Origin of the sequence: Methylobacterium mesophilicum SR1.6/6 (assembly GCF_000364445.2) — a bacterium.
GTDB classification, from domain to species: domain Bacteria; phylum Pseudomonadota; class Alphaproteobacteria; order Rhizobiales; family Beijerinckiaceae; genus Methylobacterium; species Methylobacterium mesophilicum_A.
On the sequence record NZ_CP043538.1, the window covers coordinates 490,797 to 507,664 of the forward strand.

Annotated in this window: 11 protein-coding genes and 2 pseudogenes; 8 read left to right on the forward strand and 5 right to left on the reverse strand. The window is 67.9% G+C overall.

The window, feature by feature from the left end:
• Window positions 1-19: 19 nt before the first annotated feature.
• Together MMSR116_RS02320 and MMSR116_RS31675 are read right to left on the reverse strand one after the other, a co-directional pair.
• Window positions 20-1,789 carry an adenylate/guanylate cyclase domain-containing protein gene (locus MMSR116_RS02320; protein WP_039894492.1) on the reverse strand — a complete coding sequence of 590 codons (1,770 nt, stop codon included), beginning with the start codon at window positions 1,787-1,789 and terminating at the stop codon, window positions 20-22.
• A gap of 318 nt (window positions 1,790-2,107) precedes the next feature.
• Window positions 2,108-2,736: pseudogene (locus tag MMSR116_RS31675) on the reverse strand (tyrosine-type recombinase/integrase); the annotation flags it as partial.
• Between the two features lie 319 nt (window positions 2,737-3,055).
• Between MMSR116_RS31675 and MMSR116_RS02330 the strand changes: the two are divergent.
• Window positions 3,056-4,139: pseudogene (locus MMSR116_RS02330) on the forward strand (catalase family protein).
• A gap of 314 nt (window positions 4,140-4,453) precedes the next feature.
• Here MMSR116_RS02330 and MMSR116_RS02335 read toward each other — a convergent pair.
• Window positions 4,454-5,377 (reverse strand): LysR family transcriptional regulator, encoded by a 924-nt coding sequence (locus tag MMSR116_RS02335; protein WP_432419889.1) that lies wholly within the window; start codon window positions 5,375-5,377, stop codon window positions 4,454-4,456.
• Window positions 5,378-5,470: 93 nt separating this feature from the next.
• Between MMSR116_RS02335 and MMSR116_RS02340 the strand changes: the two genes are divergently transcribed.
• Together MMSR116_RS02340 and MMSR116_RS02345 are read left to right on the forward strand one after the other, a co-directional pair.
• The gene (locus tag MMSR116_RS02340; RefSeq protein ID WP_039894461.1) at window positions 5,471-6,127 is read left to right on the forward strand and encodes an SDR family NAD(P)-dependent oxidoreductase; all 657 of its coding nucleotides are present in this window, start codon (window positions 5,471-5,473) and stop codon (window positions 6,125-6,127) included.
• Window positions 6,128-6,182: 55 nt separating this feature from the next.
• Window positions 6,183-6,902, forward strand: a complete 720-nt coding sequence (locus MMSR116_RS02345) for an SDR family oxidoreductase (protein ID WP_010686514.1) — start codon at window positions 6,183-6,185, stop codon at window positions 6,900-6,902.
• A 243-nt stretch (window positions 6,903-7,145) separates the two neighbouring features.
• Here MMSR116_RS02345 and MMSR116_RS02350 read toward each other — a convergent pair whose 3' ends face one another.
• A complete protein-coding gene (locus MMSR116_RS02350; protein WP_010686515.1) occupies window positions 7,146-8,762 on the reverse strand; it encodes an FAD-dependent oxidoreductase in 1,617 nt (538 codons plus the stop codon).
• Between the two features lie 304 nt (window positions 8,763-9,066).
• On the opposite strand from MMSR116_RS02350, the gene MMSR116_RS02355 reads away from it, so the two are divergent.
• Window positions 9,067-10,278 carry an MFS transporter gene (locus MMSR116_RS02355; RefSeq protein WP_010686516.1) on the forward strand — a complete coding sequence of 404 codons (1,212 nt, stop codon included), beginning with the start codon at window positions 9,067-9,069 and terminating at the stop codon, window positions 10,276-10,278.
• Between the two features lie 17 nt (window positions 10,279-10,295).
• Here MMSR116_RS02355 and MMSR116_RS02360 read toward each other — a convergent pair whose 3' ends face one another.
• Entirely contained in the window at window positions 10,296-10,640 is a 345-nt protein-coding gene (locus MMSR116_RS02360; RefSeq protein ID WP_010686517.1) for a group III truncated hemoglobin, read from the reverse strand.
• 452 nt (window positions 10,641-11,092) lie between these two features.
• Here MMSR116_RS02360 and MMSR116_RS02365 point away from each other — a divergent pair, with 452 nt between their 5' ends.
• The 4 genes from MMSR116_RS02365 to MMSR116_RS02380 all read left to right on the forward strand — a co-directional run bounded on the left by MMSR116_RS02365 (window position 11,093) and on the right by MMSR116_RS02380 (window position 16,596).
• Window positions 11,093-12,664 (forward strand): ABC transporter substrate-binding protein, encoded by a 1,572-nt coding sequence (locus MMSR116_RS02365; RefSeq protein ID WP_010686519.1) that lies wholly within the window; start codon window positions 11,093-11,095, stop codon window positions 12,662-12,664.
• A gap of 13 nt (window positions 12,665-12,677) precedes the next feature.
• Window positions 12,678-14,177: a M81 family metallopeptidase gene (locus MMSR116_RS02370; RefSeq protein WP_010686520.1), complete on the forward strand. Its 1,500-nt coding sequence runs from the start codon at window positions 12,678-12,680 to the stop codon at window positions 14,175-14,177.
• Between the two features lie 33 nt (window positions 14,178-14,210).
• Entirely contained in the window at window positions 14,211-15,389 is a 1,179-nt protein-coding gene (locus MMSR116_RS02375; protein WP_010686521.1) for a serine hydrolase domain-containing protein, read from the forward strand.
• A gap of 91 nt (window positions 15,390-15,480) precedes the next feature.
• A complete protein-coding gene (locus tag MMSR116_RS02380) occupies window positions 15,481-16,596 on the forward strand; it encodes a M20/M25/M40 family metallo-hydrolase (protein ID WP_010686522.1) in 1,116 nt (371 codons plus the stop codon).
• The last annotated feature ends 272 nt before the right edge of the window (window positions 16,597-16,868 follow it).

A 16,868-nucleotide genomic window follows, 5' to 3' on the forward strand; every position in this document is an offset into this window, starting at 1 on the left:
CCTCGCCAAGAGCATAAAGTCACGCCGCTGCGTCCGGCGTTGGCCGGGCGTCGGTCCCTCGGCCAATCGCCACGGCGAATACCGCGACCGGATCGTCGAAGCCCTTCAGGCGCCGCGTCCCGAGCGATACCAGGGGAACACCGCTCCCGATCGCCTCGGCCGCCGTGCGGTCGACGAGGATCTGGCCGTCCTCAGCCGACGCGCACAGGCGCGATGAGAGGTTCGTCACCGTGCCGATGGCCGTGTAGTCCATCCGGCTGTCGGACCCGATGCGCCCGACCGTGGCCAATCCCATCGCGAGGCCGACCCCGAAGCCGAGCGCATGGCCGCGCGCTCGCCAGGACGCGGCCATGCCCTGCACCGTCGCCTGCATCTCGATCACCATGCGGGCAGCTCGCAACGCCGGCTCGGGGCAGGCCACCGGCGCATTCACCAGGATCATGACGCCGTCGCCCGCGAAACTCATGAGCGTCGCACCGTGCCGGTCCACGATCGCGCCGACCGCCGCGTAGTATTCGCTGAGGACGTCCATGATCACACTCGGCTCAGATCGGGCCGAGAACGGGGTGAAGCCCCGGAGGTCGCCGAAGACGACGACGACCTCGACGCGCTGTCCATTGAGAACACTGTCATCGCCGGCCCGGTCCACGAGCTCGGCGACTTGCGGCGCGAGGAAGCGTTTAAGCCGGTCGATACGCTCCGAGCGCTCCCGCGAGATCGCGACCTCGCGTGTCATCTGGTTGAAGCGAGTCGCGAGCCGCCCGAGCTCGTCGGTCCTCGCGATGTCGATGCGGTGATCGAACTGGCCGGCCCCGATCCGGGCCGCGCCGTCCTCCAGCAGGCGGATCGGCCCGGTCATTCGGCCGGCGAGCCAGTAGGCGAGCGCGGCGGCGAAGCCAGTGCCGGCGAGCAGCAGGCCGAGCAGGCGCCAGAAGGCAGCTCGGATCGGACCGAATGCCTCGGCGGCCGGCTGGTGGACGACCACGCTCCAGTCCGGCCCCTGGACCGGCGCCATGGCGGCGACCACCGTGTGCCCCGCCGGGTCCGGACCGGCGACCGCGCGCCCATCCTGCGCGATGATCGCAGTCCGCAGCGCCCGGAGGTTCTCGACCGTCCGGTCCGCGGCGCCGCGTAGGACCAGACTGATGTCGGGATGCGCGATGAGCCGGCCCGGCCGGTCGAGCACGAAGGCCTGTCCGGTCTCTCCGATCCGAATTCCCGCGATAACGTCCAGGATCAGCTTCAGATTGATCTCGGCGACCGCGACGCCGGCCGCGGCGCGGTTTCCCGCCACGGCTACGGTCATGTACGGTTCGGAATTGCGGTAATAAGTGACGGGTCCAAACCAAGCCTGCCCGGTCCGAGCCCCCAGAACCGCTGGATCCGCCGATGCGTCATCGCCGCTCTCGACTCGGTTGAGGCCGATTCGCGATACGGAGAGCCGTTCCTTAGAGACGCCGTCGATCAGCCTGAGGCTCGTTACGGCGGGGGCGTGGCGCAGAAGGCGCAGCGCGTCGATGCGCCGTCGCTCGTCGGCTCCCTCAGTCCAGGGCAAGTGGACCATCCAAGCGAGCTGGTTTCCGATCCCTTCAAGGAAAATCGCGATGCGCGCGGCCGCAGTCCGGGCCTCGGCACCGAGGAGATCGTTCAGGTGGGCCCTCTGGTCCTTATACCCGAACCATGCCTGACTGCCGCCAGCGGCGAGCAGCGGAACGACCACGGCCGCGAACAGAACAAAGAAGTATTGTCGGAACAGCGAACCCCGCGGCAATATCGGGAAGCCTGCCATCGCCCGATCCATTCCAAGGCGCATCGATACGCTCCGGGAAGATCGCGCCAAGATCCCTGCAGTGCCTCTGAAACGCACCGGGGATTGCCCGAGCTCGCCGGTCAGTGCGCGACTATGTTCCGGACCAGAGTGCAGCGCCAGTCTATCCTGCGGGTCGCTGACCGAAGCGGGGTTCGAACACACATCGAGATGGGCCGCGTTTCCGCGTCGTCTGCTTCGGAGAGGCAACTCGATTCGGAAGAATGACCGAGATAGGCGCTTTAGTGCCAGGCTAATTTGAGAGCTCCTCGACATTGGAGCCGAGGGGCCGAGCGCTGAAATCTCAGTACCCTCGGCCAGGGTCAGAGCATCCTCGACGTCCACACCGAGGTACCTGACCGTACTCTCGATCTTGGTATGACCGAGTAGGATTTGGACGGCACGCAGGTCGCCGGTCCGTTCGTAGATCAACGACGCCTTGTGCGACGGAAGGAGTGGGTGCCGTCATCCTGACTTCGCATCCCGATGCCCATGACTCAGTCATCGACCAGGCGCGCATACTGCCGGGTGCTGATGCGGGTGACACCGTCGAGCCGACTCGGAAAGGCATAATCGTCTAGCGTTCCACCCCTCGCCTCCAGCCATGCGAGGATGCTGGCACGCGCGGGTTCGAGCCATTCGGACTGCACCGGTCGGCCGGTCCTGCGCTGGATGACGACAGCCCGGCTGCCAACGCGCCCACCACTGACGAGATCGCTGATCCAGAGCTTGACGATGTCGCAGCCGCGCAGCGTGCTGTCGATGGCGAGATCAAACATCACCCGGTCACGTGTCCGCTGTTCGCGGTCGAGCCAGAACCGGATGGCCCAGACCTGCTGAGGCTTGAGGGCGCGCTTGGCGCCGAGCTTGCGGCCAGCGTTCCAGGCTGGCCGGCCTTTCTGAGCCGGACCGTATGCGGAATGTCCCATCGTCTATCTCCGCGCCGGCCCATGCCGACGAGGCGAGAAGACACCCGAACCGATGCTCCCTACGCTGAAGCCAGCCTAAGCAGACGGGCTGGTTGCGACCCAACTTCGCCTTAACAGCGTGTATCGAGATCTCCGGAAAGCGGACATTCGCTGAAGATCACGAGGCGAATGCGTCGCATACGCCCAGACCCCAACTTCCCGCGCGATCTCATCAGGCTGAACGCCTGTGAGAGGTGATGCTCGTGGGTGACCCGGAACTCGCCCGTCCCCTGGGAGATGCCTCGGTACGACGCTATTCAGCACGCCTGGAGAGATCAGCATGACCTACCTGCGCTACGCGCCCGACATCGAGAGGCCAGCGCCGAACGAGCAAGAGACTATCGACGGCATCATCCAGGGCATGACTCAGCAGGCGCAGACGGTCGAGAAGCGCGAGCACCACGCGGTCCGCGCCAGTCACGCCAAGAGCTCCGCCTGCGTGACGGGCGAACTGACAGTCGCCCCCGACCTGCCGCCGGAACTCGCTCAGGGCCTATTCGCGACGCCCGGCACGCACAAGGTGGCCGTACGGTTCGCCCAGGGTCCGGGCGAGACCCTCGGTGACCGGGTGTCCACTCACCGTGGCATGTCGATCAAGGTGTTCGACGTGCCGGGCGAGAAACTGTCCGGCCACGGCATCAATACCCAGGACTTTGTACTCGCCACCGGCACGACCTTCCCGTCCGGAACAGCAGCGGGATTTTTGCGCGACGGGACCGTCATCGGCAAGTCGACCGGGATGCCGGAGGGGGTGAAGAGCGCCGTCTCATCGACCGCGCGCAACCTCAACCGGGTTCTGCACGCCTTCGGCGCCGAGAGCGCCATGGCCGATTTTTTTCGGTCACCCCTACAGCCACCCACTCGCCGACAGCTACTTCAGCCAAGCGCCCGTGCGCTTCGGCGACTACGTGGCCAAGCTCGGTGCAATACCGATGACCGAGGCCCAGCGTGCGCTCTCCGAGTGGCGGCTCGACCCGCACCAGGACGAGGACGGCTTCCGGCACGCCTCGATCGCGTTCTTCCGGGAAAATGAGGTGGTGTTCGAGTTGAAGGCGCAACTCTGGGCGGATGCCGAGAAGCAGCCCATCGAAGACGCCTCGGTCGACTGGCCGGTCTCGGTCAGCCCATACCGCACGGTGGCGACGGTCCGCCTGCCACGGCAGGACGCCTATTCCCCCGAGCGGGTCCGCTACTTCGACGAGGTGATGACCTTCCGCCCGGCGCACAGTCTCGCCGCCCACCGCCCCCTCGGCTCGATCATGCGGGCCCGTTTGCAGGTCTACCAGGCACTCAGCGCGTTCCGCCATCGCGAGAACTGCGTGGCGGAAGAGGATACGAGCACCATCGACCGCATCCCCGCCTGAGTGACCGCGCCGCGTCGCACCGCTTCCCGCCGGGGTCGGGTGGGGCGCCTTGATCCCGGCGGAGCGCGAGGGGTGGAGCGGTTGCGGAAGCCGCTCCAACTCCGAGAGATCGTCACGCCCTCGCGAAACTGGAACCGTCAGCATAACTCCAGGGCGGACGCTGCGGTGATGTCTGCATCGACGCGATGACGCCCGAAAGCGGGTCGGCAGGAAGCCACCCTGAACGGTCGTTCCGCGTCCGACCCAACCCCGTCGTAGATTGGGGTTGGTGTTTCTCTCAGAAGCGGACGTGCAGGGTGCACAGTTAGGGCAGCTCAGCGCACCCACCCCGCCTTGATGGCTGAGGCGACTTCATCGACGAATAGGCGCGTCTTCGCGGGCACCAAGCGTCCGGGTGGCATCACCGCGTAGACGCCGCCGTCCTCGCGCCCGCCCCAGCCCGGCAGCACCTCGATTAGACTGCCATCCCGCAGGGCCGGCCCCGCCAGCCAGTCGGCCGTGAAGGTGATGCCGGCCCCCTCAACCGCCGCTGCGAGCAGCACCTCCGAGTGGTCCGCCACCAGGGTGCAATCCGGACGCACCGTGTGCCGCCGACCACCCTTCGTCAGCGGCCAGTCGGGCCAGGCGGCGTAGCCGGTGAAACCCAAGCAGGCATGGCCGGCGAGGTCGGCGGGCGTCGCCGGGGAACCTCGCTCGGCCAAGTAGCCCGGCGAGGCCACCAGCAGGTTCCGGTAAGTCGCGATCTTGCGGGTTGTCAGGCTGCTGTCGCGCGGCTTGCCCGCCGCGACCCGGATCGAGACGTCGATGCCTTCGGCGACGAGGTCGACGAAGCGGTCGGTGAAGCGAAGGTCCAGCCGGATCAGCGGGTGCCGTGCGAGGAAGCCGGGCAGCAGCGGCGAGACCCACTGCCGCCCGAAGGTCAGCGGCAGGGAGACCCGTACGAGCCCCTGCGGGCTGGCGGCATGGTCGCTGGCCTCCCTGCTCGCGCTCGCCAGTTCCTCAAGCAGCGCCTGGACGCGCCGGCAGTAAGTCGCGCCGACCTCCGTGAGCGCCACGCGCCGCGTCGTGCGTGAAAGCAACCGAACCCCGAGGCGCTGCTCGACTTGGCTCACGCGCCGCGACAGCACTGAGGCGTCACGGCCGAGCGCCTCCGCGGCTTTGGCGAAGCTGCCCGCCTCGGCGACCGCCACGAAGGCGGTAAGCTCGTCCAGGCTGACTTGGTCCAGTAATTCCTGCATAAACTGCACGAGTGAAATGCAAAGGCGCCGGATTAATCCAGCCATGTGCAAGGCGTACATCGGGCACATCGAAACGTCGAGGAGACAAAAACGATGAGCACCTTCCTCAGCATCGGCTCCGGCCCGGGCATGGGCCTCGCGACCGCGGAGCGCTTCGCCCGCGAGGGCTTCCAAGTCGTCCTGAGCGCCCGCAACGAGGGCAAGGTCAGGGACCTCGCCGAGCAGCTCAAGGCCAAGGGTCACAAGGTCGAGGTCCGCACCGTCGATGCGGGCGATCCGGCCAGCGTCGCGAAGCTCATCGAGGGCGTCGAGCGCGACTTCGGCGGCATTGACGTGCTGCACTTCAACGCCGCCTCGATGCGAAACCAGACCCTGGCCGACCAGCCGCGCGACAGCTTCAACACCGACCTCGCCGTCAACATCGGCGGTGCTGCCGTCGCCGCCCAGGCCGCAGCCCCGAAGATGCTCCAGCTCGGATCGGGCTCCGTCCTGTTCACGGGCGGCGGCTTCGGGCTGCAGCCGCACCCTCAGTACCTCTCGCTCAGCATCGGCAAGGCGGGCATCCGCGCTCTGGCGCAGGGCATCTTCGAGCCGTTCAAGGAGAAGGGCGTGCACGTCGCCACCGTGACGGTCGCGGGCTTCGTCACCACCGCCGCGGACGCCAACGCGGTGGCCGAGCACTTCTGGCAGCTCCACAGCCAGCCGAAGGGCTCCTGGGAGGTCGAGGCTATGTACACCCCGAAGGGCTGAGCCATTTCAGGGTGACCGACGACACGATAGCCGATCCAAGAACGGGAGAACGCCGATGACGACGCAGACGCTGAAAGGCCAACGCTTCCTTGTCGTCGGCGGAAGTTCCGGGATCGGTCTGGCTATCGCGGCGGCGGCCCTCGCGGCCGGCGCCGAGGTCACGGTCGCCTCCCGCTCCAAGGAGAAACTCGACGTCGCCATCGGCACGCTTGGGACCGGCGCCAGCGCCGCCGTGCTGGACACCGGCGACGCCACGGGCATCGAGCGCTTCTTCGCCGATCAGGCTCCCTGGGACCACATCGCGGTCTCGGCGGCCGAGACGGCGCGGGGTCCCGTCCGACAGTTGGACCTCGATGCCGCGAAGGCGGCCATGGAGAGCAAGTTCTGGGGAGCCTACCGGATCGCCCGGTCCATGCGGATCAGGGAGGGTGGCACCCTGACCTTCATCTCGGGCTTCATGAGCGAGCGGCCCCAAGCCGCCGCCCCGCTCCAGGGCGCGATCAACGCGGCGCTGGAAAGCCTGGCCCGCGGGCTGGCGCTCGAACTCGCGCCCGCCCGGGTGAACACCGTCTCGCCGGGCCTGATCGAGACGCCGCTCTGGTCACGAATGCCGGAGAAGGACCGGGCGGCCATGTATGCCGGGGCGGCCGAGAGGCTGCCGGCGCGGCGCGTGGGCCAGTCCGAGGACATCGCCAACGCGGTGATGTTCCTCGCCACCACACCCTTCGCGACGGGGTCGAACGTCCGCGTCGACGGCGGCGGCACCATCGCGTGATCGAAGCCCCTGTCCTCGACGCCACCCGAACGTCGGCGGCAAGGTCGACGGGCGGATGCCAAGTTACCGCCAGCAGCATAGTTTATTTTCGCTGACGACGATGTCCGTTTATCCGTCGTCACTCGCCCAAAGCCGACCGGCGGAAATCTACCCAAAGTGGTCGTGAGGATAGCCTGCGATCTTCACAGAAACAGACGTTCGTCGATGCGGTGCTCCGATTGTATGCGAGCCGGGCGGCGAGCTCTACGTCCGAATGTGCTCCCACACCTTGGAGATGACGACCGATCCCTCGCCGACCGAGGCTGCGACCCGCTTGACGGAGCTGGCGCGGACGTCGCCGACCGCGAAGATTCCCGGATGCGACGTCGCATAGGGCGAACGCGCGCCGATCGCGTCTCCGGTCAGGACAAAGCCGTGGCCATCGAGTTCTACGAGCCCCGATAGCCAGCCGGTATTGGGGGCGGCGCCCACCATGACGAACACGGCACAGGTCGAAATCCTGCGCGTCGATCCGTCGGCGACGGTGCGGATCGTCACCGCGTCGAGATGGTCGTCACCGTGCAGGTCGGTGACCTCGGCCCCGTGCTCAATGGTGATCGCCGGGTCTGCCTCCAGCCGGCTCGACAGGTAGCTCGACATGGAGGTGGCGAGCGATTGCCCGCGCACCAAGAGACGAACGTGTCGCGCTGAGCGGCTGAGATACATCGCGGCCTGGCCCGCCGAGTTGCCGCCGCCGATCACGATCGTCTCGGCATTCCGGCAGTAGCGGGCCTCGATCTCCGTCGCAGCATAATAGATGCCGGCGCCCTCGAACGCTTCGAGACGGTCGATCGGCAATCTTCGATACTGGACGCCGGTCGCGACGACGACGGCCTGTCCCCGGACGCGCCGGCCATTGTCGAACGTCGCACAAAACGATCCGTCCTCAAGCCGTTCCAACTTCGCCACGCGTCGCGGCATCGCGAAACGTGTGCCGAACTTCATCGCCTGGATTTCGCCGCGCCAGACGAGGTCGGCGCCCGAGATCCCGGTCGGGAAGCCCATGTAGTTCTCGATCCGGCTCGATGTGCCGGCCTGACCGCCGATCGCTACATCCTCGATGACCAACGCGCGCAGACCCTCCGCACCCGCATAGACGCCCGCCGCCACGCCGGCCGGACCGCCGCCCACGATGAGGACGTCGAAGGCCTCGTCGTCGACGAGGTTGTAGTCGAGGCCGAGCAGCCGCGCGATCTTGGCGGGCGTCGGCTCGGTCACGACCACGTCCCGGCCGAAGATGACCGCCGGTCGATTATTCGCGATCGAGCAAGCCGTGGCGACGCTCGCCGCCTCCGAGCTGCCCAGCGGATAGGTCCTGTAGGGAAGCCGGTTGCGGCTCGCGAACTCGGCGATCCGCCGCACGCTCCGGTCATCGTCCTCGCCGATGAGCACGAGCGTGCCGTCGTGCGAGTCGAGCTGCCGTCGCCGCCGTGCGGCGAGGACTGTGATGATGATGTCCGACATCTCCGGAATCTCGGACATCAGTCGCAGCATCTCGGGGCGCGGCACCTCGGTCACGACCGTATCTGAGCTGGCCCGCATGGGCATCGACCAGACGCCGCCGTTCAGGAACGAGATCTCGCCCATGAACTGGGTGGGACCGAGGGTGGATGGGAGATGGCGCTCGTCCGTGAAGGGATTCACGACTTCGATCTCGCCGGCCTCGACATACACGAAGCGATCGGCTGGATCACCGGCACGGACGAGAAAGGCGCCCGCGGGGTAATGCTTCTCGGCCCCGATCGCCCGCAAGGCGGCGACATGCGATGCGGCGAGGGGGATGCGCTGCATCTCGCGCAGGTCATGGCCGATCGTTTCCAAGGGTCGTTCCCGTCGCAGGCCATCCGCTGCAGCGCAGCATCGATGGCTCGGTCACTACTGGCAAGGCCCTCGGCGGGGGCGATTGTTTGATCGAAGCTGGTAGCCTGCAGTGACTTACGTGGACTTGCAGCCCGGCCTTGGCCAAGGTTCGCTTCGGAGAAGGCCGCGAAAATCTTGAAACGGCAGAGTTGGGCGCAAAGCGGCCGGTTCGCCGAAGTATCGTTGCTACGCTCGAGCTCGCAGCCAGCAACAAAAGTGTCTTTATGTGACACGCGCCACTGACGGGTGATGCATGCGCTTCAAAATGGCTGAGGTTGTGACAACTGACTCAAGCCTCGCTTGGCGTCGTCTCACCGTGGCAATGGCGCTTGGCACGGTCGGCGGTGTTGGCATGTGGTCGGTCGTCGTCGTGCTCCCGGCGGTCCAGGCCGAGTTCGGGATCGATCGGGCGGCGGCCACGATGCCCTATACTCTGACCATGCTCGGCTTCGCGGTCGGCGGTCTCCTGATGGGGCGCCTCGCGGACCGCATCGGGATCGTGCCGCCTCTGATCCTCGGCACCCTCTGCCTCGCCCTGGGCTATGGGCTCAGCGCGCTCGCGACGAGCCTCTGGCAATTCGCCCTCGCGCACGGCGTGCTCGTCGGAGCGCTCGGCAGTTCGGTCGCGTTCGGTCCGCTGATGGCCGACGTGTCGCGCTGGTTCCGGCGTCGACGTGGGCTTGCCGTAGCGCTGTGCGCGTCCGGCAATTACCTCGCGGGCACACTCTGGCCACCGGTGGTGGAGCACGGAGTCCACGCTTATGGCTGGCGCGCGACGCAAGCCGGCATCGGCCTGTTCTGCCTCGCAGCAATGCTGCCACTCGCGCTGCTGATGCGCGGCCGGGCACCACCGGCACCATCGACGCGCGCAGCCGGTCGTCAAGCCGGGCTAGCGCTGTCGCCCTCGGCAATCCAGGGCCTCCTCGTCGTGGCCGGCATCGCGTGCTGCGTGGCGATGGCAATGCCGCAGGTCCACATCGTGGCTTACTGCAGCGACCTTGGATACGGTGTCGCCCAGGGTGCGCAAATGCTGTCGCTGATGCTCGGCTTCGGCATCGTCAGCCGGATCGCCTCGGGCTTCGTCGCCGACCGGATCGGCGGTCTCGCGACCTTGCTGGCCGGTGCGCTGCTGCAGGCGGCGGCACTCGCGCTCTATCTTGCTTTCGACGACCTGACTTCGCTCTACGTGATCTCGGCACTGTTCGGCCTGTTCCAGGGCGGCATCGTGCCAGCCTACGCGATCATCGTGCGGGAGTACCTACCGGCCGAAGAAGCCGGGGCACGGATCGGTGCGGTGCTGATGGCGACGCTGGCCGGCATGGCGCTCGGCGGCTGGCTCACCGGCGTGATCTTCGATGCCACCGGGTCCTACCATGCGGCGTTCCTTAACGGGCTGGCCTGGAACGCCGTCAACGTGGCGATCGTCCTGTGGCTGCTCCACTGCCGTCGACCGCGCACGGCGCTCGCCGCGATCTGATCGGTCCGAGCCGGTGCTTAAACCCGGGTCGCGCCATCAGCCGCGCGCGACACGCCTGGCTGGAAGAACAAGCCGGACTTCAGGCTATCCCCGATGCGGTGAGCACGATCAATCAGGATGGCTGCGACCTCACTTGGGAAGTGGGCGCGAGCCGTTTCCTCGAACAGGCCGAGCCAGCGGGCGAAGTGGGGCGGTTGGAGCTGTTCGAGCGCGAGATGCTTGCCGAACGGATTGCCCTTGTAGCGGCCTGTCTTGAACAAGATCGAGGACCAAAATGCCTGAATAGTCGCCATATGCTGAGCCCAACTGTGGTCGGGGATTGCTCCCGCGAAGACCGGGCCGAGCAGCGCATCGCCGCGCACGCGTGCGTAGAAGGCGTCGAGAAAGCGGACGAGGCTACCTCGTCGAGGATGGCGTCAGGCATGATCATGAGATGCCGGGAGGTGCTGGTCGCTTCAAGGGGAGACAGGATGCGCGTCGCGTTTTCACCAGAGCGGGAGGGGAGAGCCCGGGCGGCTGACCGTCAGCTGGTGTCCGTTTTCGGCGTCAAAGGAGTGCGCCTTCAGTGGCCGCGAAGGGCGCGAAGGGCGCGAAGCTGGATATCGGCTTTCTGACTGCGGCGCGCGGCGCGGATCGGGCTGCCTTCGCCTCGGGCGGTGAAGGGGACGGGTTCAACGGACCTATCGCCCCTGCAGTCATGACACCGCTTCGTCCGGCGCTCCAACTTGCCTCACCGCTGATCCGAGGGCACTCTGCGAAGCCACCGGCGTGAAGGGCGCATGATCTTGATGGTGCCAAGCACGAGCGATCGCGCATGAGGCGCCGCGAGGTTCTCGCCGCACTGGCCGCCACCTCTGTCGTGCGGCCCGCGGTGGCGCAGCCCGCAAAGGTCCTGCGCTTCATTCCGGAAAGCGACGTCGCGGTCATCGATCCGATCTGGACGACCGCGACTGTCACGCGCAACCACGGCTACCTCGTCTTCGACACCCTCTACGGCCAGACCGCGCGCTACGACTTCCAGCCGCAGATGGTGGAAGGGCATGCGATCGAGGCGGATGGCCGCCACTGGCGGCTCACCCTGCGCGAGGGCCTGCGCTTCCACGACGGCGAGCCGGTGCTGGCCCGCGACGCGGTGGCGAGCATCCGCCGGTTCGCCGCCCGCGACGCCTTCGCCCGGGCGCTGATGGAGGCCACCGACGAGCTCACCGCCGCCTCCGACCGCGACGTGGTGTTCCGCCTGAAGCGGCCCTTTCCGCTGCTGCCCGCGGCGCTCGGCAAGACCGGCACCTCAATGCCCTGCATCATGCCGGAGCGCCTGGCGAAGACCGATCCCAACCTGCAGGTCACCGAGATGGTCGGCTCCGGGCCATTCCGCTTCAAGGCGGACGAGCGGGTCCCGGGGGCGCTCACCGTCTACGAGCGCTTCGACGGCTACCTGCCCCGCCCGGATGGCGTGGCGAGCTTCACCGCCGGGCCGAAGCGCGCGCATTACGACCGGGTCGAGTGGCGAATCGTGCCGGACGCCTCCACGGCTGCAAGCGCCCTGGCCGCCGGCGAGGTCGACTGGTGGCAGAACCCGACGCCGGACCTGCAGGGGCTGCTCCGGGCCAAGCCGCAGATCCGGCTGGAGCTGCTCGATCCAGTCGGCGGCATCGGCTGCCTGCGGTTCAACCACCTGCACCCGCCCTTCGACAATCCGGCGATCCGCCGGGCCCTGCTCGGCGCCATCGACCAGACCGAGTTCATGAGCGCGGTCGCGGGCAACGAGCGCGCCTTGTGGAAGGACCATGTCGGCGTCTTCAGCCCCGACGCACCGATGGCGACGCGTGACGGCACCGAGGTGCTGGTGGGCCCGCGCGACTTCGGCGCGGTGAAGCGCGCCCTCACGGAAGCCGGCTACCGGGGCGAGCGCGTCGTCATGCTCGACCCGACCGATTATCCCGCCACCCACCCGCTGGCGCTGGTCGCCGCCGAGGCGTTCCAGAAGAGCGGGCTGAACGTCGACGTCGTCGCGATGGACTGGGGCACCCTGGTGCAGCGCCGGGCGAGCCGTCAGCCCCCAGACAAGGGCGGCTGGAGTACCTTCGTCACTTACCTGAACGGCACCAACAACTTCGATCCCGCCGGCCAGCTCGGCATCCGCGGCAACGGCGATCAAGCGTGGTTCGGCTGGCCCCGGGCCCCGCGGCTGGAGGAGCTGCGCGCGCAATGGTTCGCCGCGCCCGATGCCGCCGCCCAGAAGGCGATCTGCACCGAGATCCAGCGGCAGTTCTTCATCGACGTGCCGTACCTGCCGCTCGGCGCCTACTACGAGGCGACGGCCTATCGCGGGCTGACCGGCCTGCGCACCGGCTTCCCGCAATTCTACGATGTCCGGCCGGCCTGAGGAGACGCAGTCGATGCGCATCGCCGTGCTCCAGTTCACCCACGAGACCGTGACATTCCTGCCGAACGACACGACCCGCGACGACTTCGTCTATCCGGGCTCCCCGGCAAGCGGCGAGGCGCTGCTCGCCACCGACCCGAAGGGCTACATGGGCGGTTTCGTCCAGGTCGCCCGGGAATACGAGGGGGTCGACCTCGTCGGCCTCACCGCGCCGCTCTGGCCGCGCACCGGGATCGGCTCAGGCTGGGTGACGCAGGACGCGTTCGAACATTTCCTCGGGGTGATGCTGGCGGAGCTGGAGGCGGGGGCACAGTTCGACGGGGTTTACCTCGCGCTGCACGGGGCGATGGCGGTGCGCGGAGTGCCACGCCCCGAGGCCGAGATCGCGCGGCGGGTGCGGGCCATTGTAGGGCCGGACGTGCCCATCGCGGCGACCTTCGACCCGCACGGCAACGAGGATGCGGAGTTCCTGCACCACGCCGACCTAGCCTTCGCGGTGAAGTACTTCCCGCATTACGACATGCATCTCCAGGGACAGCGTGCGGCGCGGATGCTGGTGCGGACGATCCGCGGCAGCTTCCGGCCGGCGCACCGGACGATTTCCATCCCGATCCTCGCCCCGACCGTGGTGATGTGGACCGGTGCCTCTCCCTGGTCCGACCTGGTGCAGCGCGCCCTGGTCTGGGAGGCGCGGGAGCCCGACGTCTTCGTCAACGTGTTCTTCGGCTTCCCCTGGTCGGACGTGCCGGATGCCGGCATGGCGGTCCAGGTCCTGACGAACGGCGATCCCGATCTCGCCGACCGAGTCGCCCGCGACATGGCGGCCTGGACGTGGCGGCACCGCGCGGCCTTGGTGTCGAGCGTCGCGATCCACCCGATGCGGGACGGCGTCGCCAAGGCCTCCGAGGCCGTGCGGTTGGGCGAGGCGCCGGTCGTGCTCGCCGATTACAGCGACCGCTCGGGCCGGGCGACCTGGCTCCTCACCGAGGTGCTGGCCCAGGGGCTGGAGCGCACGCTGATCGCCACGGTCGCCTCGCCCGCGCTCCTGGACCGGCTATTGGCCGGGGGCGTGAAGGCCGGCGATCCGTTCGACGCGGAGGTCGGCGGCCCCATGGGCGATGAGACGGAGCCCTCGGCGGGTATCCCGGTCCGCGTCACCGGGACGGTGCAGGCCGTCGTCGAGGGCACGACCGGCCGGGGTGCCGGCACGTGGCTCAGCGTCGCCTTCGGCCGGGGCAACTTGCTGGTCCTCAGCCCCTTCCTTGTCCAGATCATGGAGCCCGCGGAACTCTGGGACCTCGGCCTCACGCCGGAGGATTTCGACGTGGTGGCGATCAAGTCCCGGGTCCATTTCCGCCGGGGTTTCGACGACGGCGGCTATGCGAAAACGATCCTGCTGGTCGAGCCGCCCGAGCCGTTCGTCGGGACGGTGCATCTCGACGCCCTGCCCTACCGGCACCTGAAGCCCGGCGACTTCTATCCCTACGGCGAGCCCGCCTTCGACGTCGGATAGCGCAGGGTCCCCGGCGATGCCGTCGCGGCGGCCATGCGCTACATCGTGGCCATGCCGAACGCGCCGGTCTTTTCCCTCCCCCGCCTCGATCGCCTCGGCGACCGCTTGGTCGCCGATGTCGCGAGCGGTGCGATCGCGGGGGTCGACCTGCTCGTCGGCGACACCGACGGCGACATCTGGCGGCGCACCGTCGGCTTCCAGGACAGCGTTGCGGGCATCGCCCTCGAGCCAGACGCGCTCTGGCGGATCTATTCGATGACCAAGGTCGTCGTCTCGGTCGCTGCCTTGGTCCTCGCCGAGCACGGCGCCCTGCGCCTGGACCAGCCGGTCGCGGACTTCATCCCCGCTTTCGGGCGCCTTGGCGTGCTGGATCCGGAGGGCAGCGTCGCGCCCCCTCAGACCGCACCGACCGTTCAGGATCTCCTCCGCCACACGGCTGGGATCGCCTACGGCTATCTCGGCGACGGACCGACGCGGCGGGCCTATGAGGCCGACGGCCTGCTCGCCGAGGATCTCGACAACGAAGCCTTCGCGGCGCGGATCGCCCGCCTGCCGCTGGAGCACGAGCCCGGGACGGTCTGGCACTACTCGCACGCCACCGACGTGCTCGGCCGCGTCCTGGAGGTGGCAGGCGGCGCGGATCTGCAGGGCGTCCTCGACGCGACCCTCCTCACGCCCCTCGGCCTCGCCGATACCCGGTTCCGGATCCCGACGGCCTGGGCTTCGCGCGTCGCTGAGCCGCTGCCACAGGCGCCTGGGCAACGGCCGGCCTTCCACGACCCGACCGAGCCGCGGCGCAGCCAGCGAGGCAACGGCGGCCTTGTGTCGAGCACCGCGGATTATGCCCGCTTCCTGCGCATGCTGCTGGCCGGCGGCGCCCTCGACGGCGTGCGGATCCTGGCCCCGGCGAGCGTGCGGCTCATGACCTCGGATCATCTCGGGACGGCGATCGCGAAGGGCGCCTACTATCCGCCGGGGCCGGGCTACGGCTTCGGGCTGGGAGTGGCGGTCCGTCTCGCGGCCGGCGAGGCGCCGGTTCCGGGCAGCGTCGGCGACTGGTTCTGGAGCGGCGTCGGCGGCACCTACTTCTGGGTCGATCCGGCGGCGGGCTTCTTCGCCCTGCTGATGATGCAGACGTCATCGGCCGCGCAGCGCCAGCATTACCGCACGTTGGCCCGCGCCATGGTCTACGCCGCGCTCGACGTCGCCTGAGAAGGATGCCGTTGCGGCGTCTCACCTCTGCTCTTTGGCGAGACTGCGACGTCGTTATGATCGCGGCGTCCACGCCGTCCAGGATCACGCGATGTCGTCTCCGCTCTCAGAAGTTGTCGCTTTGGCCTCGCGGTTGATCGCGCTCGACACCCGCAGCAGCCGCAGCAATCGCGGACTCGCCAATTTGATCGTCAGCGAGCTGCCGGAATTTGCGGTCGAGCGGCTGGACTTTATCGACTCGGAGGGCGTCGAGAAGACCGCGCTCGTCGCCCTGCGCGGCGAGGCCCGCGGCTGCCTCGCCTTCTCGGCGCACATGGACACGGTGCCGCCGGTCGGCTGGGCGCGCGATCCGTTCGAACCTGCCGTCCAGAACAATCGGCTCTACGGTCTGGGGAGTTGCGACATGAAGGGGCCGATGGCCGCGGCCATCGTCGCCATCCGCAGCCTGCCCGCCGACCGCGCCGCGATGCTGCTGCTGACGTGCGACGAGGAGACGACCAAGGCCGGCGCTCGGCGCATCGTCGCCGAGAGCCGGATGCTCAAGGCTCACCCACCCGCCGGCATCCTCGTCGCCGAACCGACGGGCCTGCGTCCCCTGCGCGGGCATCGCTCCGACGTGCAGTTCACTGCAACGGCCCGCGGTATCCAGGCCCATTCCTCGACCGCGGACGGACTGAATGCCAACATCGCCCTGATCCCGTTCCTGTCCGAGATGCGGGACATCTACCTCGCCCTGCGCGCCGATCCACGACTCCAGGATCCGAGCTACGCGCCGCCCTGGTGCGATCTCAACATCATCGTCGACAACCACGGCACGGCGACCAACATCACAGCGCCGCTGGCGACCTGCCGGATGAAGTTCCGGTACTCGAAGGCGATCGATCCGGTGTGGGTCATCGAGCGCGTCGAGACGGCCGCGCGCCGTCAGGGCCTGGACCTCGTCGTACGTCAGGAGGGTACGCCGCCCGAACTGGCCATCGAACATCCCCTGGTGCAGTTGGCCGCTTCCGTCACAGCGGCCTCGCCCGATGTCGGCGCGTTCGGCAGTGATGGCTCGCAGTTCGCCATGGTGGCGCCGACGTTGATCCTCGGTCCGGGTTCCATGGAGCAGGCGCACAAGCCGGAAGAGTTCATCGACCTGGAGCAGCTTGAACGATCGATCGCGATCTTTAAACAACTGGCCACCGCGGTGCCCATGGCCGCCTGATAGCCGTCAAATCTCGCAGTGCTGGACAAACAAGCGGCCCAGCTTCGCTCCAATGATCGGCTTTGAGGTGCCGCCGCCGGAAAGGCGGACGCGAGCCTATCGACCCATATCTATCATGTGGAGCGTCCCTAGTACCGCTCGAAAGCAGGTCCTTATTTGCTGTCTGATTACCACGACGGGAGTTGGCAAACCGTAATCGGCTCGCGACCCCAAAGCCACCCGTCAGCGCTGAGCCGTATCTGGCAACCTCAGGCGATTTTCGATACATTCTC

Bases quoted from the DNA above. Each gene is read 5' to 3' on its own strand.
- MMSR116_RS02375 (WP_010686521.1), top strand. From the start codon at position 14,211: ATGCGCTACATCGTGGCCATGCCGAACGCGCCGGTCTTTTCCCTCCCC.
- MMSR116_RS02340 (WP_039894461.1), top strand. From the start codon at position 5,471: ATGAGCACCTTCCTCAGCATCGGCTCCGGCCCGGGCATGGGCCTCGCG.
- MMSR116_RS02335 (WP_432419889.1), bottom strand. From the start codon at position 5,377: ATGCAGGAATTACTGGACCAAGTCAGCCTGGACGAGCTTACCGCCTTC.
- MMSR116_RS02320 (WP_039894492.1), bottom strand. From the start codon at position 1,789: ATGGCAGGCTTCCCGATATTGCCGCGGGGTTCGCTGTTCCGACAATAC.
- MMSR116_RS02380 (WP_010686522.1), top strand. From the start codon at position 15,481: ATGTCGTCTCCGCTCTCAGAAGTTGTCGCTTTGGCCTCGCGGTTGATC.
- MMSR116_RS02365 (WP_010686519.1), top strand. From the start codon at position 11,093: ATGAGGCGCCGCGAGGTTCTCGCCGCACTGGCCGCCACCTCTGTCGTG.
- MMSR116_RS02370 (WP_010686520.1), top strand. From the start codon at position 12,678: ATGCGCATCGCCGTGCTCCAGTTCACCCACGAGACCGTGACATTCCTG.
- MMSR116_RS02355 (WP_010686516.1), top strand. From the start codon at position 9,067: ATGGCTGAGGTTGTGACAACTGACTCAAGCCTCGCTTGGCGTCGTCTC.
- MMSR116_RS02345 (WP_010686514.1), top strand. From the start codon at position 6,183: ATGACGACGCAGACGCTGAAAGGCCAACGCTTCCTTGTCGTCGGCGGA.